At 61.6% G+C, this 22,856-nt stretch carries 19 protein-coding genes and 1 tRNA gene; 7 read left to right on the top strand and 13 right to left on the bottom strand.

The genetic code is table 11. From position 1 onward, the window contains the following. The first annotated feature begins 37 nt into the window (after positions 1-37). The gene (locus DXD49_RS07490) at positions 38-637 is read left to right on the top strand and encodes an HD domain-containing protein (RefSeq protein ID WP_117743969.1); all 600 of its coding nucleotides are present in this window, start codon (positions 38-40) and stop codon (positions 635-637) included. 63 nt (positions 638-700) lie between these two features. Here DXD49_RS07490 and DXD49_RS07485 read toward each other — a convergent pair whose 3' ends face one another. After that, positions 701-1,459 carry a transposase gene (locus tag DXD49_RS07485; RefSeq protein WP_158564876.1) on the bottom strand — a complete coding sequence of 253 codons (759 nt, stop codon included), beginning with the start codon at positions 1,457-1,459 and terminating at the stop codon, positions 701-703. Positions 1,460-1,675: 216 nt separating this feature from the next. Continuing rightward, entirely contained in the window at positions 1,676-2,962 is a 1,287-nt protein-coding gene (locus DXD49_RS07480) for a glutamate-5-semialdehyde dehydrogenase (RefSeq protein WP_117735605.1), read from the bottom strand. Positions 2,963-3,075: 113 nt separating this feature from the next. Here DXD49_RS07480 and DXD49_RS07475 point away from each other — a divergent pair, with 113 nt between their 5' ends. Continuing rightward, positions 3,076-4,494, top strand: coding sequence for an alpha/beta fold hydrolase (locus DXD49_RS07475; RefSeq protein WP_117794632.1), 1,419 nt, complete (start codon positions 3,076-3,078; stop codon positions 4,492-4,494). Between the two features lie 99 nt (positions 4,495-4,593). Here DXD49_RS07475 and proB read toward each other — a convergent pair whose 3' ends face one another. From proB to DXD49_RS07450, 5 genes are all read right to left on the bottom strand, one after another. After that, on the bottom strand, positions 4,594-5,721 hold the full coding sequence (gene proB / locus DXD49_RS07470; protein WP_117735603.1) for a glutamate 5-kinase: 1,128 nt from the start codon (positions 5,719-5,721) through the stop codon (positions 4,594-4,596). A gap of 80 nt (positions 5,722-5,801) precedes the next feature. After that, entirely contained in the window at positions 5,802-7,307 is a 1,506-nt protein-coding gene (locus DXD49_RS07465) for a nicotinate phosphoribosyltransferase (protein ID WP_117794631.1), read from the bottom strand. A gap of 84 nt (positions 7,308-7,391) precedes the next feature. Further along, positions 7,392-7,850: a hypothetical protein gene (locus tag DXD49_RS07460; protein ID WP_117794630.1), complete on the bottom strand. Its 459-nt coding sequence runs from the start codon at positions 7,848-7,850 to the stop codon at positions 7,392-7,394. A gap of 64 nt (positions 7,851-7,914) precedes the next feature. After that, positions 7,915-7,987 (bottom strand) — tRNA-Ala (locus DXD49_RS07455). Positions 7,988-8,138: 151 nt separating this feature from the next. Then, positions 8,139-9,077: a radical SAM protein gene (locus DXD49_RS07450; RefSeq protein ID WP_117794629.1), complete on the bottom strand. Its 939-nt coding sequence runs from the start codon at positions 9,075-9,077 to the stop codon at positions 8,139-8,141. Positions 9,078-9,611: 534 nt separating this feature from the next. Between DXD49_RS07450 and DXD49_RS07445 the strand changes: the two genes are divergently transcribed. Further along, positions 9,612-10,811 (top strand): MraY family glycosyltransferase, encoded by a 1,200-nt coding sequence (locus DXD49_RS07445; RefSeq protein WP_117743957.1) that lies wholly within the window; start codon positions 9,612-9,614, stop codon positions 10,809-10,811. Between the two features lie 157 nt (positions 10,812-10,968). Then, positions 10,969-12,018 carry a tryptophan--tRNA ligase gene (trpS, locus tag DXD49_RS07440; RefSeq protein WP_117794628.1) on the top strand — a complete coding sequence of 350 codons (1,050 nt, stop codon included), beginning with the start codon at positions 10,969-10,971 and terminating at the stop codon, positions 12,016-12,018. Positions 12,019-12,364: 346 nt separating this feature from the next. On the opposite strand, the gene DXD49_RS07435 is transcribed toward trpS, so the two are convergent. From DXD49_RS07435 to pckA, 5 genes are all read right to left on the bottom strand, one after another. Further along, a complete protein-coding gene (locus DXD49_RS07435; RefSeq protein WP_117735598.1) occupies positions 12,365-12,685 on the bottom strand; it encodes an MGMT family protein in 321 nt (106 codons plus the stop codon). Positions 12,686-12,765: 80 nt separating this feature from the next. Beyond that, positions 12,766-13,620 carry a DegV family protein gene (locus tag DXD49_RS07430; RefSeq protein WP_117794627.1) on the bottom strand — a complete coding sequence of 285 codons (855 nt, stop codon included), beginning with the start codon at positions 13,618-13,620 and terminating at the stop codon, positions 12,766-12,768. A gap of 119 nt (positions 13,621-13,739) precedes the next feature. Further along, entirely contained in the window at positions 13,740-14,189 is a 450-nt protein-coding gene (locus DXD49_RS07425) for a MarR family winged helix-turn-helix transcriptional regulator (RefSeq protein WP_117735596.1), read from the bottom strand. 173 nt (positions 14,190-14,362) lie between these two features. After that, positions 14,363-15,082 (bottom strand): B3/4 domain-containing protein, encoded by a 720-nt coding sequence (locus tag DXD49_RS07420; RefSeq protein ID WP_117735595.1) that lies wholly within the window; start codon positions 15,080-15,082, stop codon positions 14,363-14,365. 227 nt (positions 15,083-15,309) lie between these two features. Further along, the gene (gene pckA, locus DXD49_RS07415; protein ID WP_199569000.1) at positions 15,310-16,980 is read right to left on the bottom strand and encodes a phosphoenolpyruvate carboxykinase (ATP); all 1,671 of its coding nucleotides are present in this window, start codon (positions 16,978-16,980) and stop codon (positions 15,310-15,312) included. A gap of 378 nt (positions 16,981-17,358) precedes the next feature. On the opposite strand from pckA, the gene DXD49_RS07410 reads away from it, so the two are divergent. After that, on the top strand, positions 17,359-18,471 hold the full coding sequence (locus tag DXD49_RS07410; protein WP_233541769.1) for an IS110 family transposase: 1,113 nt from the start codon (positions 17,359-17,361) through the stop codon (positions 18,469-18,471). 342 nt (positions 18,472-18,813) lie between these two features. On the opposite strand, the gene DXD49_RS07405 is transcribed toward DXD49_RS07410, so the two are convergent. Beyond that, positions 18,814-20,385 (bottom strand): L-lactate permease, encoded by a 1,572-nt coding sequence (locus DXD49_RS07405; RefSeq protein ID WP_117794625.1) that lies wholly within the window; start codon positions 20,383-20,385, stop codon positions 18,814-18,816. Between the two features lie 178 nt (positions 20,386-20,563). Between DXD49_RS07405 and DXD49_RS07400 the strand changes: the two genes are divergently transcribed. Both DXD49_RS07400 and DXD49_RS07395 read left to right on the top strand, forming a co-directional pair. Next, on the top strand, positions 20,564-22,138 hold the full coding sequence (locus tag DXD49_RS07400; RefSeq protein WP_233540298.1) for a lipopolysaccharide biosynthesis protein: 1,575 nt from the start codon (positions 20,564-20,566) through the stop codon (positions 22,136-22,138). Positions 22,139-22,451: 313 nt separating this feature from the next. After that, a complete protein-coding gene (locus tag DXD49_RS07395) occupies positions 22,452-22,667 on the top strand; it encodes a hypothetical protein (protein ID WP_117794624.1) in 216 nt (71 codons plus the stop codon). Positions 22,668-22,856: the final 189 nt, after the last annotated feature.

Below are 22,856 nucleotides of genomic sequence, written 5' to 3'. Positions count from 1 at the left end.
CAATCTTATCGATACCCACGAGCACAAGGAGTCTGTTATGGCAGAGTCGCTTACCGCCGGAATCACCCGCGACCGCGCATTCGAACTGCTCAACGAGCACAACAAGGATCCGTTCCACATCACCCATGGCGAAACCGTCGAGGGCACCATGCGCTACTTTGCGCGCGAGTTCGACCCCGAGAACGAGGAGTTCTGGGGCATCGTCGGCCTGCTCCACGACCTGGATTGGGAGGAGCATGAGGACGACCCCATGAACCACACCATCTACGCTGCCGAGATCCTCGAAGGCGAAGGTGCCTCTCCTGAGCTCATCCGTGCCATTCAGTCGCACACGTCCGATTTCAACACTTCGCTGCCCAAGCCCGAGCTGCAGATGGAGAAGATCCTGTTTGCCTGCGACGAACTTACCGGCCTGATCGGAGCTGCCGTCATCATGCGACCGAGCAAGAGCGTCATGGACTTTACGACCAAGTCGCTCAAGAAGAAGTTCAAGGACAAGCGCTTTGCCGCCGGCTGCTCGCGCGACGTGATTTCGCAGGGCGCCGAGATGCTGGGCTGGGAACTCCCCGAGCTCTTTGACCGCACCATCGCGGCCATGCAGTCCTTCGCTCCCGATCGCGACACCTTCCAGGCCTAACACTAAAACCACCACAAAGGGGACAGGCACCTTTGTGGTGGTTTTTGTTTGCATCAGAACGAGCTAACCTGCCTTGCGAATCGACCACTCCCCTACACCCGTCAGGCGCTGAATCTGACGGATCGAAAGGCCGGCGCTCCGCATCGCAGCCAAAATCTCATTTCGTTTGGCCTTATCGAGGGCTTTAACATCGGAAAACTCACTCAGCCCAAACGAGCGAACCAGCGATATCCCCACATCTAAAGCTTCATCTTCATCGATGCGCCCACCCGCTGACGGACGAACAACCACGACATCGGATGCGTCCATAAAGGCCCGATAGTCGCAAGCGCGCGGAAACGCAAGGCGAACAAACGCCAAATCGACCGTCGCAATAGCTGGGTCGCGTTCAGCATAATCCAGATGGCTGCTCCATCGATACTCGCCATACGGACAAATACCGGCTTTTTGCGGATTGAAATGCACGTATCGAATAGCATCGAGAAGATGTTCCTCGCTCGAAATGGGAGTGCTCGAAAATCTATCCTGAAAAACGTGGCCGACATGCCCATGCCGGCGGTTATACCATGTTGCGTAGCAAGACATGACAAGGTGCATGGACTCACTTACGTTATCATCGGGATCGCTCGCGACAAGATGCACGTGATTGCCCATCAGGCACCAAGCAATAAGTTTGACGTTGAACCTCGATAACGACGACCGGACAAGCGACAACAGCCGCCCCCTGTCTGCATCATCCTCAAATAGAAGCTGTTTGCCGTTGCCCCTCATCGTAATGTGATATAGGCCAATCTGCGATTTCTGCCGAGGTTTTCTTGACATGGGCATCTCCTTGCTCTCATGTCAAAAATAACCCCGCGACGCACGCAAAGCGGCGAGAATCTATTCACCGATTATGCCGCCCACCTGCCGAAATGCCATCTATTGCTTAACGAAAATATGCTTAGATACACTTGAGCAACGAACGAATGCGCGAGGAAGCAAAAACCACCACAAAGGTGCCTGTCCCCTTCGTGGTGGTTTTTGCTTACGAGAGGTTTAGGGGCGGACCTGGCCGGTGCCGCGGAGCTTGTATTTGTAGGTGGTGAGGGCCTCGGCGGCAAAGGGGCCGCGGGCGTGGAGCTTTTGGGTCGAGATGCCGATCTCGGCGCCCAGTCCAAACTCGCCGCCGTCGGTGAAGCGCGTACTGGCATTGGCATACACGGCCGAGGCATCGATCTCATCCAAAAAGCGCTCGCAAGCGTCCGCGTCCTCGGCGATGATGGCCTCGGAATGCATGGTGCCGTAGCGGTTGATGTGCGCGATGGCCTCATCCTCGTCCGCCACGACCTTCACGCTCATCTCGAGCGCCAGATACTCGTGGCCCCAATCCTCCTCGGTCGCGGCCACGTAGTCGTCGCCCTCGGCAAGACCGGCGTCGGCGCATGCGGCGCACGTGGCCTCGTCGCCGTGAATGAGCACGCCGTGGTCGTGCAGCACAGCCACAGCCGCGGGCAAAAACGTGTCTGCCACGGCGCGGTCGACCAGCAGCGACTCGGCGGCATTGCACACGCCCACGCGCTGCGTCTTAGCGTTGACGATAATGTTGAGCGCCTTATCAAAGTCGGCGGATTCATGCACGTAGATGTGACAGTTACCCGTGCCCGTCTCGATCACCGGTACGAGCGACTCACGTACACAACGCTGAATCAGGCCCGCACCGCCACGCGGAATGAGCACATCGACGATGCCGCGGAGCTTCATGAGCTCGCCGGTGGCCTCGCGGTCGGTAGACTCGATCATCGACACTGCCTCGCGCGGGAAACCCTGGGCCTCAAGCGCATCGGCCAGCAGCTCGGCAATCATGGCGCACGAGTGATACGCCAGCGAACCGCCGCGCAGGATGCAGGCGTTGCCGGTGCGGATGCAGATGCCCGCGGCGTCGGCCGTCACGTTGGGACGTGCCTCGTAGACCATGGCAACCAGACCCAGCGGCACAGTCACACGCGTAAGGTCCACACCACTTGCAAGCACGCGATGGTCGAGCACGCGGCCCACGGGATCGGGCAGCTCAGCGAGCTTCTCCAGGCCGGCGGCCATGCCGTCAACGCGCTCGGGCGTCAACAGCAGGCGGTCGAGCAGTCCGGCCGAGGTGCCCGCATCGCGCGCGGAAGACATATCGAGCTCGTTGGCGGCAATGATGCAATCGACACCGTCGCGCAGCGCCGCGGCCATGGCGCGCACGGCCTCCTGGCGCTGGGCATCGCTCGCCGTGGCAAGCGCGGCAGAAGCGGCCTTGGCCTCGACGGCAAGATCGTGGACATACGTGGCTATATCGACCGACATGGGCGGCCCTTTCTCTTAGATGTTTGCCAACCATGGTAGCCGATTTATGCGCATCCTCGCCGACGGCGGTAGAATTGGTCAACCCGAAACACCGCAACGAATGGAAGCATTACATGGCGCTCATCACTTCGTACCACGTCCCCGGCCTGTATGTCGAGGACCACAGCATCGATGTCCCTCTCGACTGGCGCGGCCTTGAGCCAATGCTTTTGGCCGTCGGCAGCACTATGCGCCGCGGCGCCATGCCGGCGCCCATCGCCGGCGCGCCCGAGAGCATCAAGCTTTTCTACCGCGTGGTTTGCGCACCCGACCGCATCAACGACGATCTGCCGCTGCTCCTGTTTTTGCAGGGCGGCCCCGGCGGCGAGAGCCCGCGTCCGCTGTCGCCCACCAGCGACGGCTGGATCGAGGAGGCCGTCAAGCATTTCCGTGTCGTGCTGCCCGACCAGCGCGGCACCGGACGCAGCAGCTGTGTTGACGGACGCACGATCGCAGCCCTGGGCGAGCGCGCGGAGGCAACCGGCGCCGATGCGGCCCGCTCGCAGGCAGACTTTCTCAAGCGTCACCTCGCCAGCTCCATCGTGCGCGATTTTGAGTACCTGCGTCTGGTGGGCTTTGGCGGCAAGCCCTGGGTCACGATCGGCCAGAGCTACGGCGGATTTTTGACGCTGAGTTATTTGTCCCTCTTCCCGGAGGGCGTGACGGCAAGCTTTACCTGCGGCGGCATTCCGCACGTGCCGGCGAGCGCCAGCGAGGTCTACGCGCACACTTTCCCGCGCATGGCGGCCAAGACCCAGCAGTATTACGACCGCTACCCCGCCGATGTCGAGCGCGTGGCGGCGCTGGCCGATGCGATCGAGGTGCAAAAACCCGCACTGCCCGACGGTTCGCCGATGACGGTCGAGCGCCTGCAGCTCATGGGCAGCGACTTTGGCATGAAGCCGAGCTTTGAGCGCATGCACTGGATTATCGACCACGCGTTTGTTGATGGTGACGGCACGCTGAGCTGCGGCGCCTCGGTATCCGACAGCTTTTTGATGCGCGCTTTCGAGCGCACCAATACGCGCACGAACCCGCTGTACTGGACACTGCAGGAGTTCATCTACGCCGACGGCGACACCATGCCCATTCGCTGGGCCGCAGCAGAAGAGAAAGCCCATCGTGCCGAGTTCGACACCCTCGCACGCCCGCTCATGTTTACCGGCGAGGCCATGTTCCCGTGGATGTTTGAGCAGATGCCCGAACTTAAGCCCTTCAAGCCGGCGATGGACCTGCTGATGGAGGACACCAGCTGGGACAAGATCTACGACCCGCAGCGCCTGGCCTGTAACGAGGTACCGCTCCAGGCCGCAGTATACTTCGATGACATGTACGTGGACTCGGGCATGCAGCTCGACACGCTCAGCCGCGTGGGCAACTCGCACGCCTGGGTGACCAACGAGTTCGAGCACGACGGCCTGCACGGCAGCGTGGTATTCAAGCACCTCTTCGACGAAGCCCTCAACCGCGGAGACCTGCGTCGAATCTTCTAGCAAAGGAGCGTCCCAAAGTGCCGGCACAAAAGGAACGTCCCCAAGTGCCGGCACGAAAAAGACAGCTCTGCGGGAAACGATCCACAGCACTGTCTTTCTTTATGCAAATACGATCAAGTTATCCCTGTGTATCGCCGGCTTTTCGGCCAGATCCGCCAGCAGGCGGTTGCTGACAATCTGATCCTGGCGGCGGCCGGCTGCAAGCTCCAGCACGTCCGAATCGGCCTCGGCGATACCGCGGGCGACGACCATGCCGCTCGGGTCGCACACGTCGAGCACATCGCCCTCGGCAAACGCGCCATCGACCTCGCGAATACCCACCGCAAGCAGGGAAGAGCCACGGCTGACCAGCGCCTTCGCAGCACCATCATCGACCGTCACCGAGCCATGTGCCTTGTCGCCCAGTGCGATCCACAGCTTGCGGGGTGCGATGTCCAGACGCTCCGCCGGCGGATCGAACAGCGTGCCCACGCTCTCGCCGCGGGCGAGGCGCACGAGTGCATCGGGCTCCTCGCCCGAGCAGATGACGCTCTGAATGCCCGCCGTCATCAGAATGCGGCTCGCGCGAATCTTGGTAATCATGCCGCCCGTTCCCACCGATGTGGAAGAATCGCCCGCAGAGGCGATGATCTTGGCATCGATCTTATGCACGACCGGGACAAACTCGGCCGCAGGATCCTCATGCGGATTGGCAGTATAGAGGCCATCGATGTCCGAGAGCGTCACGCACAGATCAGCAGAGACCAGGCAGCTTACAAGCGCCGCCAGCGTGTCGTTGTCGCCAAACTTGATCTCATCGACGGTAACGGTATCGTTCTCGTTGACGACCGGCACCACGCCAAGCTCCACCAGACGCAGCAGGGCGTCGCGAGCGTGCAGATAGGACGTACGGCGCGCCGTGTCGTGGCGCGTGAGCAGCACGAGCGAGGTGAGCAGGTCGCGCGCATGAAACTCCTCGTCGTAGGCCGATGAGATGATACACTGACCGGCCGAGGCGCAGGCCTGCAGGCTCGGCAGGTCGCCGACCGGCTTGCGGTCGAAGCCCAGCACGGGATAGCCACAGGCGATAGCGCCCGAGCTCACCACGACCAGACGCCAGCCGAGCTTGCGCAGGGCAGCAGCCTGATCGGCAAGCCCACCGATAAAGGCGCGGTTGACCTTGCCATCGGCACCCACCACCGTGGACGAACCGATCTTTACCACCATCGTTTTATATGAAGTCGTCATGCGTTAAACCAATCAACTGTTCAGCGAACGGGCGAGCTAGCGGCCGAAGGAACGCGATTCCCCCCTACCGCCCAAGTCCATTAGTGAGCCCAGGGAAAGGCAGAAGCCGCTGCCATGTTCTTGCGCACGAGCTCGTCGCGTACCTGGGCCAAACCCTGCTCCATGCCCACCACATAGGTCTGCGGGTACAGGAAGCGCTTAAAAGCTGTGTCCAGATGATCGAGCGCCCAAGCACAGCGCTCGCGCGCGTCCTGGATGCTCTCACGCGGAGCCACCGCACTGCCATCGCGCACGATCGGCACCAGCAGTTCGCGATACTCAAGTTCGGACACGTCTGTCACCAGAGCGGCATCGTTCACGGCCACGAGGGTATTGCCGCGCGCGGCGCCCTCCCCTGCCAGATGGTCCTCGTCATAAATCATGTCGCAGACCGGGCCACCAAAGCCGTCGTAATAACGGCGCACGCGTTGCACACCCGGGATCGTGCGCTTGTAGGGCTGCTCGGAGAGCTTGACCACCGGCGTCCACGGATCTGCCTCGCTCGCACGGCGGGCGGAAAGCTTGTACACGCCACCCAGCGCCGGCTGGTCATAGCAGGTCGCAAGCTTGGTACCCACGCCAAAGCTGTCGATGGGCGCGCCCTGGTCGAGCAGCGACTGAATCGTGTACTCATCCAGATCGTTAGAAACCGAGATCCCCACATAGGGCAGGCCCTCGGCATCAAAACGGCCGCGAACATACTTGGAGAGCTTGGCAAGGTCACCCGAATCAATGCGAATAGCCGACAGGCGCTCGCCCACCGCCTCCATCTCCTTGGCAACCGTAATGGCATGCTCGCAGCCCTCGCGCACGTCATAGGTGTCGATAAGCAGCGTACAGTTCTTGGGGCTCGACTTGGCAAAGGCACGGAAGGCCTCGAGCTCGGAATCGAAGCTCATCACCCAGCTGTGCGCATGCGTGCCAAAGACGGGAATACCGTAGCGGCGGCCGGCGAGCACATTGGACGTAGAGGAGCAGCCGGCAACGTAGCTCGCACGCGCGACGGCAAGGCCGCCATCGGGACCCTGGGCGCGGCGCAGGCCAAACTCCGCCACGGGGCGACCGTCGGCGGCGAGCACCACGCGCGCCGTCTTGGTGGCGACAAGCGTCTGAAATCCGACGATGTTGAGCAGCGCCGTCTCGAGCAGCTGGCACTCCAGCGCGGGGCCAGTGACGCGCACCATGGGCTCGCGCGGAAAGACGAGCTCGCCCTCGGGCACGGCGTCGATGTTTACATGCGCACGAAAATCGCGCAGGTAGTCGAGGAATCCAGGCTTGAACATCGCGCCGCCGGCAGGGGCCTGGAGCGAGGCGAGGTAGTCGATGTCCTCGGGCGTAAAGCGCAGATTCTCGACCAGCTCGGGCAGTTCGGCGGTGCCACACATGACGGCATAGGCGCTGCCAAAGGGATGGTCGCGGTAAAACGCGGTAAAACAACCCTGCTCATTGGCCTTGCCGCTCTCCCACAGGCCCTGGGCCATAGTGAGCTCGTACAGATCGGTGAGCATTGCGATGTCGGTGGGATGAGAGATATCGGTCAAAGCCATGGGGCGACCTTTCGGATGCGTTGTGCAGAGGTTGAAGGTTGGACGAGAGCAGAGTGTTCGGGCATGGCACCCGATGTAAATCGGTTAGAGCAGGCCCATGCTGGTCAGGATCGTGTAGCCCATAAAGATGACAAACGCGATGAGGGCAAGGACAATGATGATTTTTTGAGCCGGCGCCATGCCAGGGATCTCGTTCTCGCCCGTAGGCTCCTTGGAGGTAACCATGCGCTGGGCAAAGGTCATCTCGTCACGGCTCGGCTTGGGCTCGACGGACTTGGAACGAGCGACCTTTTTAGGCTGAGGTTTGGGCGCGGCGGGTGCAGGCTTCGCAGCAGCGGGCTTGAGTGCGGGCGCGGGCGCCGGTGCGGATGCGGCGTTCGCGGCGACCTCCTCGGCCTTCGCACGCTCGGCACGCAGGGCGGCCAGCTCCTCACGCTCGCGGCGTGCCTCTTCCTGGGCCTCGCGACGAGCCTTCTCGGCGCGGAGCTCTTCCAACTCGGCGCGCTCCTCGGCAGACAGTGGTTGGGACTCAAGCTCGGCCATGGTACAGCCCTTTCTTTCAAAAAAAGCCGCCGACACAATGTCGACGGCTTATCAAATCCAAGGGTGGAGACGAAGGGAGTCGAACCCTCGGCCTCTGCCATGCGACGGCAGCGCTCTCCCAACTGAGCTACGTCCCCAGGACAAGTCGATATTTTACCTACGGCTCGCCAACTGTCAACGCCCAATACCCAGTCTTTTTGGGACGGGGCTTTTTTGACTACTTTTCGAGCGAGCGAACAAACCGATGATTTTTTAATCCCCGTCCCAGAAAAATCATCGGCAAATGCGCTACTTTGCGCTGGTAAGAACACCGGTGGTGTCAAACGCTGGGGTGAAGCTCTCGTCTACCGCTCCGCCCTCTTGCCAAAACATCGTCGTAAAGCCCAGGTCGTCGGCATGGTCGAGCACTTGCTCATACTCCTCGCGCGTTACGGCGCGCGCCAGATCGCCGCCTTGTTCACGCATGAGGGCATTGGGCGTGTACTGGTTCATGACCGAGATCGGCACATCGCCCACCGTCTGCCACACCAGGTCTAGCACGCGGCACGAGTCATCCGCATGCCCCGGCAGCACCAGGTGACGCACGATGATGCCGCGCTTCATGAGCCCGTCCTCGTCCACCAGCTCTCCCCCGCGGCGCTCGACCTCGCGCGCCATCTGTGCCAAGCCCGACACGGCCACGCGCGGATAGTCCTTGATATGAGAAAGCGACTGCGCAAGCCCGGCATCGGCATATTTAAAGTCGGTGAGCCACACGTCGACCAGATCGCCCAGCGCCGCCACGGCACTCGCCCGCTCATAGCCACTCGTGTTGTAGACGATTGGGATGACCAGCCCGCGCGTCCGTGCCGCGGCAATCGCGGCAGGCAACAGGTGCGCATAGTGCGTCGCCGTCACCAAATTGATGTTGTTGGCACCCTGGTCCTGCAGTTCCAGCATAATCTCGACCAGGCGCTCAGGCGAAATCTCAAGGCCAAAATTGCCGTTCGAGATCTCGTGGTTCTGGCAGTAGACGCATTTGAGCGAACAGCCACTAAAGAAAATCGTGCCCGAGCCGGCCTCGCCCGAGATAGGCGGCTCCTCCCACATATGAAGTGCGGCGCGGGCCACCTTAAGCGTGTCGTTAGCACCGCATACGCCGCGCGCGCCCTCATCGCGCGCCGCACCGCAACGGCGCGGACACAAATGGCAGGCGGGCGAAAAAAGTTCGGTCAACGACGTCGGCATAAAAACATGCTCCAAAACAACGATTCAGCAGCTCAAACGTAAAGGGCTAGGCCGCACAGACGGCTCGAGCCTAAAAGCGCCGTAATCGTCCGACACGATTTTTGTAATGTCAAGACTGGAATCGACAAAGTGCCGCTTTATGATGTAGATATTCCGCCCCCCGCGGAGCAACTGGGTGAACCGTCGCGTTTATTTAGGGAGCCCACACAGTCGTACCTAGTACAGGTATCCTTCGTTGTTAAGGACGCTGGAACAGTCGATGAGGGCACCCACCTGTTTTAGGTGGGTTCATTTTCGTAACGTGGGGGGTGGTTTTCTTTTGCCGATTTTTCTGAATACCGCCACTGCAGGCCCCACATGGACGCTCAGTGGCATCCAGCAGAATCCCCACCAACATCCCAATATCTGGTAAGCGCGTGATAATCGCACGGTGCAAACCTCCGCACCCCCTCGGTCGAGTATCATGGGTCAGCTACGCCTTTTTGCGCAGCAACCTTTGACCTTTTCCTTCGACGCTTGGCGGTTTTTAGATTCATGGCTTTATCCCCGAGCTACATACCGTATCTATGCGTGGCAGCGGCGGCCTTTATCACGACCTTCCTCACGGTGCCCCTGGTCAAGCGCTTGGCAATTAAGCTCGACGCCGTCGACTATCCTTCTAAGCGCCGCATCAACACCAAGCCCATCCCGCGTTTGGGCGGAACGGCGGTGTTTTTGGGCCTGGTCGTTGCCTGCATTGTGCAAATCCTAGGCACCTGGCACCTAGGCTGGCCGCCCGTCCTGGTGCCGCACCCACGCCTTCACATTAGCTATCCCATGCTGGCGCTCTCCTTTACCGTCATCTTTGCGACCGGCGCTATCGACGACGTCTATCAGCTCAAGCCCAAACAAAAACTGGCCGGTCAGGTACTCGCCGCGCTCATCGCCTGTATCGGCGGCTTGCGGATCGTCGTCATCGTCAACCCGTTTGCCCCCGGCGAAATCATGCTCGGATGGCTCGCCTACCCCATCACCGTGATCTATCTGGTGGCATTCACCAACATCATTAACCTCATCGACGGCCTCGACGGCTTGGCCACAGGCATCTGCGGCATCGCGTCGTTCACCATGTTTTCGATGGCCGTTCTCTCGGGGCGCATCGACGCCGCCGCGCTCTCCATTGCGCTCTTTGGCGCCTGCCTGGCCTTTTTGCGCTACAACTTCAACCCCGCAAGCATCTTCTTGGGCGACTCGGGGTCGCTGCTTCTGGGCTTTGCGCTGGGCTCCATCTCGCTGCTCAACGTGAGCCGCACCGCCGCGCTCACCTCGCTTATCATCCCGCTCATCGTTGCCGGCGTGCCCATCATCGACACGTTTAGCGCCATCGTGCGCCGCAAGCGCGCCCACATTAGCATCGGGCAGGCCGACAAGGGCCACATCCACCATCGCCTGATTCAGGAGGGCTACAACCAAAAGCAGGCCGTACTGCTCATCTATGCCTGGTGCATCATGCTTTCGGCCGGCGCCGCCGCCATTAATCAGGTCGAGGTCCCCATGCGCGTGCTCATCTTTACCGTGCTCGCCATTGGCTCGGCAGCCTTCGCCAAGCACCTGCACCTGTTTGAGCCCGTGCTGCGCCACCATTACAACAAGCGCACGCACGAGGACGAGCTGGTAACCCCCGACGACCCCGCCTTTAAGCAGGAGGAGCAGGCGGCGGAAGAGCGTAAGGAAGAGCGGCACCACAGGCGCTAGGGTTTGCTGGCGAGGATGGGCTAAGGCGTTGGCAGCCGTTCGCGCGGACGGCGTGACGGACATGAAAGCCGGCTCCCGACAGTCCCTCACCCACTCACGCCCACCCCTCAATAAACACGCTATCATCAAGACCTGCGAACGAACGTTAGGAGCAATCATGCCAAACGAGAACAGCTACGAAGTCGCGCTGCAAAAGAGCAACGCCATTCGCGAGGGCCTGGCCAAGACGCCCGAGAAGTTCACCATGCTCACCGGCGACCGCCCCACCGGCCGTCTGCACCTGGGCCACTACTTCGGTACCCTCAAGGGCCGTGTTGAGCTGCAGAACATGGGCGCCAAGACCAACGTGCTCATCGCCGACTACCAGGTCATCACCGACCGCGACACCACCGAGCACATCCAGGACAACGTGTACAACATGGTCATGGACTACCTTGCCTGCGGCATCGACCCCGACAAGACCATGATCTACGCGCACTCCGCCGTGCCCGCCGCCAACCAGCTCATGTTGCCGTTCCTGTCGCTGGTGTCCGAGGCCGAGCTGGCGCGCAACCCCACGGTAAAGGCCGAGATGGATGCCTCGGGCCACGAGCTCACCGGCCTTCTGCTCACCTACCCGGTGCATCAGGCCTGCGACATCCTGTTCTGCAAGGGCAACGTCGTGCCCGTCGGCCGCGACCAGCTGCCGCACATCGAGCTTACCCGCACCATCGCCCGCCGCTTTAACAACCGCTACGGCAAGGTGTTCCCCGAGGTTGACGCGTTGCTGTCCGAGACCCCACTGCTGCCCGGCTTGGACGGTCGCAAGATGAGCAAGAGCTACGGCAACGCCATCAATATTTCGATGACCGCCGAGGAGACGGCCAAGCGCATTAAGAAGAGCCAGACCGACTCCGAGCGCATGATCACGTTTGACCCCGAGAACCGCCCCGGCGTGTCCGGTCTGCTTTCGACAGCCGCCATCTGCACCGGTCGTTCAGAGGTTGAGATTGCCGAAGAGATTGGCATGGGCGGCTCCGGTCAGCTTAAGAAATACGTGACCGAGGCGGTCAACGAGTACTTCGCGCCGATCCGCGAGCGTCGCCAGCGCTATGAGAACGACCTGGACTATGTGAAGGACGTGCTGCACGAGGGCAACCGTCGTGCCAACGAGATTGCCGAGCAGACCCTGGCCGAGGTTCAGGACGCCATGGGTATGGTGTACTAGAGACAAGCTCTGCGGCGCTGCCGCCGGGATTTGGACACATACAGACGGTGAGGCTAAATCCTCCCCTAACAGGAACGGGCCCGCTGGCAGTCAGTTGCCAGCGGCCCCGTTCCCGAAGTGCACCGTTGAATCGCACAGAGGGGAGGAATGCGAATCAAACTCAACAGGGCAGGCTTTTTCATCGCCTATGGCCTGCTCCGTTGCTGAATACAATATAGTTCACCATGGTTTACTTTGTAGTGTCAATATGCTCCGCCACGCCTTCTCCATAAGTTAGCTCAGGTAAACTAAAACCACCACAAAGGGGACAGGCACCTTTGTGGTGGTTTTAGCCACGGCAGAACCGTTAGAGTCCGGCAGGCCAGCGACAGGCGCCCAGATCGACGTGCATGTCGTCCTTAAACGCCACACCCTCCCCTAGCAAAAGCTCACGTTGAGCATCGGGACCGCCAAAAGCAAAACCCTCGCAAATGTGCCCGTCGGCAAACACCACACGGTGACAGGGAATCTCGCCGGGGCGCGGATTGCTGTGCAGCGCATAGCCCACAAAACGCGCGCTCCGCGGACGACCGGCGAGCAGCGCCACCTGACCGTACGTGGCGACCATCCCTTCGGGGATCTGCTCGACCACCTCGTACACCCGTTCAAAAAAGCCCTCAGACGCCATTGCTCACTCCTTTCCATCCGGAAAAGCATAAACCACCACAAAGGTGCCTGTCCCCTTTGTGGTGGTTTATGGCAGGTCGGTTAGTTGGTAGGCTGGAAGAAGGCTATGGCTACGGCGCCGGGACCTACGTGGGTGCCGATGGTGGCGCCGATGGTATGGACGGGCAGCTCGCCCTCGATGTGGCCAGCCCACAGCGCCACGCTGTCCTCAATATACTTCTTGAGCACCGCATCCGAAAGTCCCGTATAGCCAAGCGCCAGGGGCATGGCGAAGTCGACGCCGCCCGCCTTTTCGACCTTCTGGTTCAGCAGGTTACGACCGTTCTTGGAGCCGCGCGCCTTGCCCAGCTGTACGATCAGACCGTCCTCTACAGCCACCACGGGCTTTACGTTGAGCAGCGTACCCACGGCGCCCGCCGCAGCAGACAGTCGACCGCCGCGCACCAGATACTCCAGCGTCTCGAGCAGGCCAATAACCACAACTCGGTCGCGCACGGCCTCGACAGCCGTCACAATCTGCACCGCACTGCGGCCCTCGTCCACCAGGCGCAGGGCATACTCAACCAGCACGCGCTCACCCAAGGTCACGTTATTGCTGTCCACGATAAACACGTCGCCGCCCGGAGCCTCGGCAAGTGCGGTGCGGGCGCTCTGATTGGTGCCCGAAAGCTTAGCGCCCACGGTAATAATCACGGCCTCGTCGCCGGCCTCACGTGCTTCGGCAATCGCCTGCGAAAAGGCATACGGGTTGACCTGGCCGGTCATGGGCAGCTCATCGCGCTCCACGAGCATCTCGTAAAAACGCTGGTGGTCGATGTCGACGCCATCCATGTACACATCGGTGCCAAAGGTGACGGACAGCGGCAAAACGGCCAGCGCCGGATGCTCGGCCGGCGACATATCGCTTGCGGAATCGGTAATAATGCGGACAGACATAGTTGATCCTTTCTTGCGCGGGCCTCGCGCAGGGAATTTCGACAGCAATGCCCCGGCACGGCGAACGCGCTCAAACGGGACTCTGGAGTTGTTTATCGGAAGCAAATGCCCCAGCGGCTCTACAGCTCGCGCAGGGTGTTGAGAATCGTGCGCAACGACGCGTACATCTGCTCGCGCTGCTCCACGCCCATGGTCTTGCCGGTGGTGTCGAGCACTTCGCGAATAATGCGATCGGCCTCGTTCATGCTCTCGCCACCCAACGTGGTCAGACGAACCGGGGCACGGTATTTAACGGCAGCATCGCCCGAATCTTCGACCTCGACGTAGCCGCCCTCCTCCAGATGCGCCAGCGTGCGCGAGACAGCGGCACGGGTCACGCCTGCCATGCGGGCGAGGTCGGCCCCAGTCAAGCCGTCCTTGCTGCGCTCCAGATAGTACAGGCACATAACATCGGAGCCCTTGAGGCCCAGCCTTGCGCCCTCAGATGCCTTAATGCGCTGGATCTCCTTGTAGAGACCGCTGATCAGTCCGACAAAGTCCTCGAAACGTGTCTCGTCGCTCTGCTGCATGGGAGACAACCGCCTTTCGCTTGCATGATGCTAACGGGTAAACATCTTAGCCGTACTCAGCGACCGGCAGCCCCACGCGCCCCATTTGTTAACCCATCAACATAAAAACCACCACAAAGGGGACAGGCACCTTTGTGGTGGTTGTGACCGTCGAGTTTGATCCGCAGGCGTCGCTACAGTTCCACGCAAGGATTGTCGCGAGTCACAAGCGTCTTGACGACAACCGTCGCTCCCAGATAGCGCTCAAGCAACTCAGCGAGGCGATCAACGGCAGCCTGGCAATCCCCCATCCGCTCGGGCTCCACGCACTCAATCGCCAGGAATGCATCGGCCGAATCGTCGGACAGCGCCGTGCGAACGCCGTCGCGCCAGTTCCAGCAGCGGCACACGGCGCCCGCATCGTCAATATAGGCGAGCTCGCCGGAAAGCGTCGGATCATCTGTCTCCTCGCCAAGCGGCAGGAACGCATCGCCGCCATCGGTCACCGCCAAGCGCAGATTGCCCTCAATCGCGTGCACATCCTCACCGCCAACAGGCAGCGCATAGGTCAGCGACACCGTGTTGTAGATATCCACCGCCGGCGTAATATGACCGACCGGTTTGCCTTTGAGCACGCGCTTAAGCAGGTTCTCAATCGAACAACGCGCGCCCTTCTTAGTCTTGAACAGACGATACGCCTCGCGCCATGCCTTGACCGGCGCATTCTCGCTGATGGTATCGCTCGTCAGGTGACGCTCCGCATCGATATTGGCGCGGTCAAGCAGCGCGGCAATCGCATCCACGTCCTCCTGGGAAATCTGCGCCGCGGGCTTCATGCCCTTTACGACCACAACGCCGATAGCCGCCTGCGGAAACAGTTCCCAAAACGAATCCTCGGCAACGAAACTCTTCATGTGCTCTCCCTTCATAGCGTGCGCCCGAGCCCGGGCGCCTAAACAAAAAGCGCCCTTACGACGGCCACCTTCAAAGTCCTACGGTGCCGCCACAAGAGCGCTTACGCTGCCCCCATCCGGAGAAGGGGGCGATATGTCAGGCGTATTGTAACCCGAGTCTTCCGCCCGAGCAAAACCACCACAAAGGTGCCTGTCCCCTTTGTGGTGGTTTTGAACTCGCGGCGATGCTAGAGACGAAATCCCAGCAGGCCGCGGCCGCGATGACGGGCCTCGGCGGGCACCTGGGCGTGCGGGCCGGCGGCCTTGACGGACTCGGGCAGGTGCGAGTACTTCTTCTCGAAGTTCTCCTCGAACATCACCGCCAGGTTGTGCGCGGCCTCGTCGTAGCGCGCGGTGCTCTGCCAGTACTGGCGCGGCACCAGGATGCCGTCGGGCACACCGTGGCACGTGGTGGGAATGTCGACGTTAAAGATATCGTCGTGCACGAACTCGCTGTCCTCGATGGTACCGTCGAGGGCGCGGGCCACCAGGGCGCGCGTGTAGGCAAGCTCGATACGATGGCCAACGCCGTAGCCGCCACCGATCCAGCCGGTATTGACCAGGTACACGCGCGTGCGGCCGTCGGCAATGCGCTCGCCGAGCATCTTGGCGTAGACCATAGGGTCGAGCGGCATAAACGGCTCGCCAAACAGCGAGGAGAACGTGGGCGTGGGCTCGGTGACGCCGACCTCGGTGCCGGGGATCTTGGCCGTAAAGCCTGTCACAAAGTGATACATGGCGGCATCGGCCGTCAGGCGCGAGATGGGCGGCAGCACGCCAAAGGCATCGCAGGTCAAAAACAGCACGACGCTCGGGGTGGTGCCCATGCCCTTGGTCCACGCGTTGGGGATATGCTCAACGGGATAGGCCACGCGCGTATTGTGCGTGATCGAGACGTCATCATAGTTGGGCTTGCGGTTCTCGTCGAGCACCACGTTTTCGCAGATGGCGCCAAAGCGAACGGCGTTGAAGATCTCGGGCTCGTGGAACGCGTCCAGACCCTCGCACTTGGCGTAGCAGCCGCCCTCGATGTTGAAGATGCCCATGTCGGACCAGCCGTGCTCATCGTCACCGATCAGCAGTCGCGTGGGGTTGGCCGAAAGCGTGGTCTTGCCGGTGCCCGACAGGCCAAAGAACACCGCGGTCTCGTGCGTGACGGGATCCATGCTGGCCGAGCAGTGCATGGGCAGCACATCGTCCTCGACAGGCAGCAGGTAATTCATGACGCTGAAGATGGACTTTTTGATCTCGCCGGAATAGCCGGTGCCGGCGACCAGAATCACGCGTTCCTGGAAGTTGATGACCACGGCGGCGCTGGAGTTGAGGCCCTTGATGGCAGGATCGCACTGGTAGCCCGGCGCGGCGAGCACGCAGAAGTCCGGCTCACCGGTGCGCGCAATTTCGCGAGCGAGCGGACGGGCGAGCATTTGCTTAATGAAGAGCGCCTGGCTGGCACGCTCGCAGGCGACGAGCAGGCGACGCGTGTGGTTGCGGTCGGCGCCCGCCATGCCGCGCGTGACGAACACGTCGCGCTCGTTGAGGTAGTCGACGATACCGGCCTTGATGGCCTCGTAGCTCTCGACAGACAGCGGGCGGTTGACGGCACCCCAGGCAATCTTGTCGTGCACATCGGGCGTATCGACGATAAAGCGGTCGTTGGGCGAGCGGCCAGTACGCTCCCCCGTCTCGATCACCAGCGCGCCGTTGGACGCCATGCGGCCTTCTTCGCGGCGGATGGCGTGCTCGACGAGCTCCGCGGCGGGTAGATCGACCAGCAGACGGGGCTCGTTCTCGGCGGGATCTTCGACCAGCGTAATGCCAAAGTTGGACAGAACTTCTGCAGGGGTAACACCAGGCATGGGGCCTCCTTTAAAAACGCGGCACGTGGACGCGGCGCGCACTTTACTCACATAAAGCCCGTTGTACCCGATATGCAAAAACGTTTTTGCGGCAACCGCGAAGCACCCGCCCAACGGTCAAAAATCGCACGCAAGCGGCCTAGTCATTGGGGACGTTCTTAAACGACTAGCCATTCGGGACATTCTTGAACAGGCAACAACCAAGGAGTGTCCCCAGATGCTGGCACTTAGGGACGTTCCCAAAGTGCCGGCACAGACGATATGAGCAGGACATAAAACATTGGGAGCCCCCGGCATGAAAGTCCGCGGATCAGGCCGACAATGGTGAGTGTCTAATCCAGCCGTGGCGGCCACGCCGCATTCATGGAAGGGGCTCCCATGCTCGATACTACCACCTTCGTCGGCCTCGACGTCCACGCCCGCTCGATAAAGGCCGTCTCCCTCGACGTCATGACCGGGGAGGTGCGCGCCGCGACCTTCGGCTACGACGCCGGCGCCGTCGCGGAGTGGGTCCGGTCCGTGGACCCCGGGGCCAGGTGCGTGTACGAGTCCGGGGTCACGGGCTTCGACCTGCAGAAGAGGCTCTCCGGCCTGGGGGTCGACTGCGTGGTCGGCGCCGTCTCGAAGATGATCAAGCCCAGCGCGGACAGGCGCAGGAAGAACGACCGCAACGACGCCGAGTTCCTCGCCCGCATGCTGTCGGTCGGCAACGTGGTCGAGGTGTGGGTCCCCGACGACGAGTGCGAGGCCGCCCGCGACCTGACCAGGGCGCTCGAGGACGCGAGGGACGACCTCTCGCGCTCGAAGCAGCGGCTCTCCAAGTTCCTGCTCAGGCACGGGCTCGTCTTCGACGAGAGGACGCCCACCGGCCGCAGGAAGGGCAACTGGACCCGGGCGCACTGGTCCTGGATCGAGTCGATTAGGTTCGCGGAGGGGGCCGACGAGGAGGTGCTCGCCTACTACGTCGACGCGGTCAGGCGGGCGGCGGAGGAGAAGGCGAGGCTCGAGGGGCTCGTCGAGGCCGAGGCCCGCAAGCCCAGGTGGCGGAAGAGGGTCGACTCCCTGCGCTGCCTCAAGGGCGTCGACACCGCTTCCGCCGCCGACCTCGTGTTCGAGGCCGGCGAGTTCTCCAGGTTCAGGAACGCCCGCTCGTTCGCCGCGTGGGTCGGCCTGACGCCCTCCGAGCACTCCAGCGGGGAGAGCGACCGCAGGGGCGCGATCACCAAGGCCGGCAACAAGCACCTGAGGAAGACGCTGGTCGAGGCCGCGTGGCACTACCTGACGTGCTCGGGGCGGCCGAAGGACCTCGCCAAGGGCCAGGCCCCGGACCCGGCCGCCCGGAGGCATGCCGCCAAGGGCGTGCGGAGGCTGGTCGAGAGGCGGGAGGCGCTGCTCGCGCGCGGGGTGCACGGCAACAAGGCGAACGTGGCCACGGCGCGCGAGCTCGCCTGCTGGGTGTGGGCGGTCGGCCTCATGGCAGAGGAGGCATAGGGGGCGGTCCCCCGAACATAAGCCAGTCACCCCGGAAGCGGTTCGATCCGAAGCCGTTGAGGCGAACCTCAGGTCCCTTTTCTGCGAGCGCCCAGGGCGCCACACGCGTGCACAGACTGTCGGTTCGACGTAGAAGCCTCAGCCGTAGCAACGGATTGCCCAGCGAGAGATCGCCACGGGCGGATATTAAACTGCAAAGACGAGCGTCGGTAAGACACGCCGAGGTCGCCGCGGACGGGTTGATATAGGGAGAGGGCCTGACCCCATATCGTTGGGGCCAGGCCCGATTTTGCCTCTTGACAATGTCCTGCTCATATTAAAAGGAACGTCCCCAAGTGCCAACTACAGCGGCAGGTTTTGGCCGAGCATGGCTATGGCGCTCATCAGGACCAGCATGCCGGCAGCGTAGGGCAGCACCGCGCCCAGGAGTTCAGCGTCCTTACCGCGTACATGCACGGCGGCAAGACCGATCGCGAGCGTCTGCGGCGAAATCATCTTACCGGCGGCAACGCCAAGCGCATTCAGCGCGACCATCCAGTAGTCGCTCACACCCAGCGCCGTAGCGGCCTGGCTCTGGATGGGGCCAAACAGCATGCCTGAGGACGTGCCCGAACCGGTCACGAACGCACCGACGGCGCCGATCCACGGAGCCAGAATCGGGTACAGGCCGCCGGCGACCGCAATGCAAAACGCGCTGATCGAAGAGATCATGCCCGCATAGCCCATCACCTTGGCGCAACCCAGCACTGAAAGCATGGTCACGACCGTCGGCATCATCTGCTTGACGGTCGCGGCCAGCACCTCGCCCATCAAGCGCGGCGAAGCGCCCTGAATGGCACCGCCGACAAACGCAGCCAGGAAAATCCAAACACCCGGCGTGTTGATCCACGAAAACGTAAGCGTGCCGGGGTTCTCGCCGCAATACACCTGCACGTGACTCGCAAACGGCGCGAGCGCGGCGTGCACGACGGGCACCAGGTTGGAGGTACCCAACAGCAGCACAAAAATCAGGATGAAGCACGACCAGGCAGAAAGCGCCGACTTAGCGGTGAGCTGTTCGCCGGCCTCGATATTCATGTGAAAGCGTGCATCCAGATGCCCCGACTTCTCGGCATGCATGGCAAGCGCGGCGGTCAGCGCAAGCGATACGATGGAGCCCACGACCACGGCAAGCTCGGGACCCACGAACATGGCAACGACCAAGGCCGCGCCGACAAAGGACACACCGGAAAGCAGCGCCACGCCGGCAACGCCGTGCAGACGCTCGCTTACGCTCGCAACGTTGCCTTGATCATCGGCGACACGGCCCGCGACCAATACAATGAGCAGCGGCATCACCACAAAGAACGGTGCGAGCTGCACCAGCTGAACGGTCGCCAAATGCAGCGGGTCCAGGCCCACCAGGTCGGCAACGGACACCGTGGGGATGCCGATGGAGCCGTAGGGCGTGGGCACGCCGTTGGCCAGTAGACAGATCAGCACGGCAGGCACGGCCCCAAAACCAAGGCCCGCGAGCATGCCGGCGGGAATGGCAACGGCGGTACCAAAGCCGGCCATGCCCTCCATAAAGCCGCCGAAGCACCACGCCACGAGCAGCGCCAGCAGACGACGGTCGCTGCTGATGGAGGTGATCATGCTGCCGATCACGTCCATGGCACCCGTGCGCACGCACAGGTTATACGTAAAGACGGCGGCGATAATCACGAGCACGATGGGCCACAGGGCCATCAAAAAGCCCTCGAGCGAGGCCGTGGCTATCTGCGCCGTCGGCAAATGCCACCACGCAAGGGCAAGCACGCACGAAAGGACAAACGATCCGATAGCGGCTTTCCAAGCTGGCCATTTAAAGCACAGCAGCATCACGACAAGCCAAATGATCGGCACAAGAGCCAGCAGGAATGCGGCGACGTCCATGGTTCATAGCTCCTTGCTACCGCGCGGGCGGCATAGGGGTGTCACAAAACTTCATCAGGATACCGCACGTTTGCCGACAAATTACAGCCGCCCGCCGAAATTATTGAACAACCGGTTCAAAAACACGAGCGGACGCCGTCGCGTCTATACTAGAGCGCAGTAATAGAAAGGACTCGCCTTGAGCATCACGCCCCTCGACAGCATTCGCCACGCCATCGCCCGCCGTAACGGCGTCACCGACCCCACCGTATCGGGCGGGGCGCACGGGCAGGGCGGACGCATCGAGAACGGTCTATTCCCCGCGTCTCACACCGCCGAGGAGCTCGCACGCATCCAAGAGCTAAGCCAACGTAACGCCGGCGGTCCCGACAACGGCCAGGCCACACGCCGTCGCCGCGAGCGCGATCGCCAGCCCGGCCCCATCCACCGCATGGTCAATGCCTGGTGGAACCGCCTGCTCGGAGCCGTCTACGGCGGCGGCTTCTCCGCGCAAGAAGCCGAGTACGAAGATCACGCCACCCATCGCGACTACCTTTGGAATACCCTGGGCACCGCCGTATGGGGCATGGCGTTTCCGCTGCTCACCATTGTGTCGACGCAGCTCGTGGGCGCCGAGGAAGCCGGCAAGTTCTCCATCGCCTTTGTCACCGGCACGCTCATCATGATCGCGTGCAACTACGGTGTGCGCAACTTTCAGGTCTCGGACATCGACGAAAAAACCTCCTTCGCCTCCTACCAGCTCAACCGCTGGCTTTGCGGAGCGCTCGCGCTGGCATGCGGACTGGTATACAGCAGCGCCCGCGGCTACGATGCGCAGATGGCCACGATTGGCCTGGGCGTCTACCTGTATAAGGTGATCGACGGCGTCGCCGACGCGTACGAAGGCCGCCTGCAGCAGGCCGATAAACTCTACCTGGCCGGTATGAGCCAAACGCTGCGTTCCGTTGGCGTCATCGCGGTCTTTGGCGTTGCCCTGCTCCTCACGCGCAGCATGCCCATCGCCGCCATGGCCATGGGCATCGCCGCGGTTGCCTCGCTCGTGCTGGTCACCGCCCCGCTCGCCCTGCTCGAGACCGAAAAATCGCGCCGCGTGAGCCTGCGCGAGGTCGGCCACCTGTTTGTCCAGTGCGCCCCGCTCTTTGGTGCGCTGTTCCTGTTCAACCTTATCGAAAGCATGCCCAAGTTTGTGATGGAAGGCACACTGGCCTACAAGTATCAGCTGTACTTTAATGCCCTGTTCTTTCCGGCGCAGGCTATTTTGTTGAGCATTGGATTTATCTATAAACCGCAGCTCCTGCGTCTATCGAGCATTTGGGCGAATCCGCGCAAGCGTCGCCGCTTTGACCTGATTATTGTTGCCGTTATGGCGCTGATCGTAGTCATCACCGGAGCGTGCGCCGCATTTATGGCAGGCCCCGGCATCCCCATCATGAGCTTTATGTACGGCCTTAACTTTGAGCGCTACCGCACGCTGGCACTGCTGATGGTTGTCGCCGGCGGCGTCACCGCGGCAATCGACTTTATCTACGCCATCATCACGGTGCTGCGCCACGCCGGCGACGTCACCAAGATCTACCTGATCTGCTTCGCCGTGAGCGTGGTGCTGCCGGTGATCCTGATTGAGCTGCTGGGCCTGATGGGCGCTGTGGTGAGCTACCTGGCGGTCATGGCCCTACTGCTGGTGTTGCTGATAATCGAGTACGCCCACATCCGTCAGCGCATCGAGCGAAACCGGAACCCGTACGGAGCCTAATTAGCTGCCCCCGAAACCGGAATTTGCGATGGAATCACCCCGGCTGGGGTCCGGTTGCGGACAATATGCATCACGCAAAACTAAGTGAGTAGACTTTTACCGAATCCCCGACCACACCGACATAATACAAGTCTGTGATCTGCGGTTTTATTGAGGCAAATATGTTGGGTGCTCGGCATTTCCAAAAAAGTCTACTCACTTAGCCAGCGGGCAGCCAAATGATTATTTAAGGCTCTGTTAGACCAGGATTGACATACATGTGTCCCCACGGTGCCATATCGTTGACCCCATAGACCGCGATGATGGGGGCAGCATGAACGCCGAAGACCTGGTCCTCAACTTCAAGAAGGGCATGGCGAACCTCAGCAAGACCGAGCGCCGCCGCGCTATCGAGTCCGTCAGGGACGTGATCCGCGCGGCGGCGTTCGACGACGCGGCCGGCTCCGCCTACGAAATCGAACGCTGCCCGCGCTGCGGGTCCGCCGCGGTCGTGAAGAAGGGCAAATCGAAGAACGGCTGTATTCCGTAACATCTAAATCGACAAAAACGGCAGCATAAAGTCGACACTTCCCGCAAGGGGCATGCTGACCAGATCGCAGGGCTATCTTGGTGGTGCTTCGTATCTACCAAAGGAGGCCCGGAGAGGAAATGATCAGCATGACCGATAAGAATTCTATAGGCTCTGTTAGACCAGGATTGACATTCCGCCCCGTCATCT

Origin of the sequence: Collinsella sp. TM05-38, assembly GCF_003466445.1 — a bacterium.
Taxonomy (GTDB): domain Bacteria; phylum Actinomycetota; class Coriobacteriia; order Coriobacteriales; family Coriobacteriaceae; genus Collinsella.
Note: the sequence above shows the minus strand (reverse complement) of the source record. Positions and strands in the feature narration are given on the sequence as shown.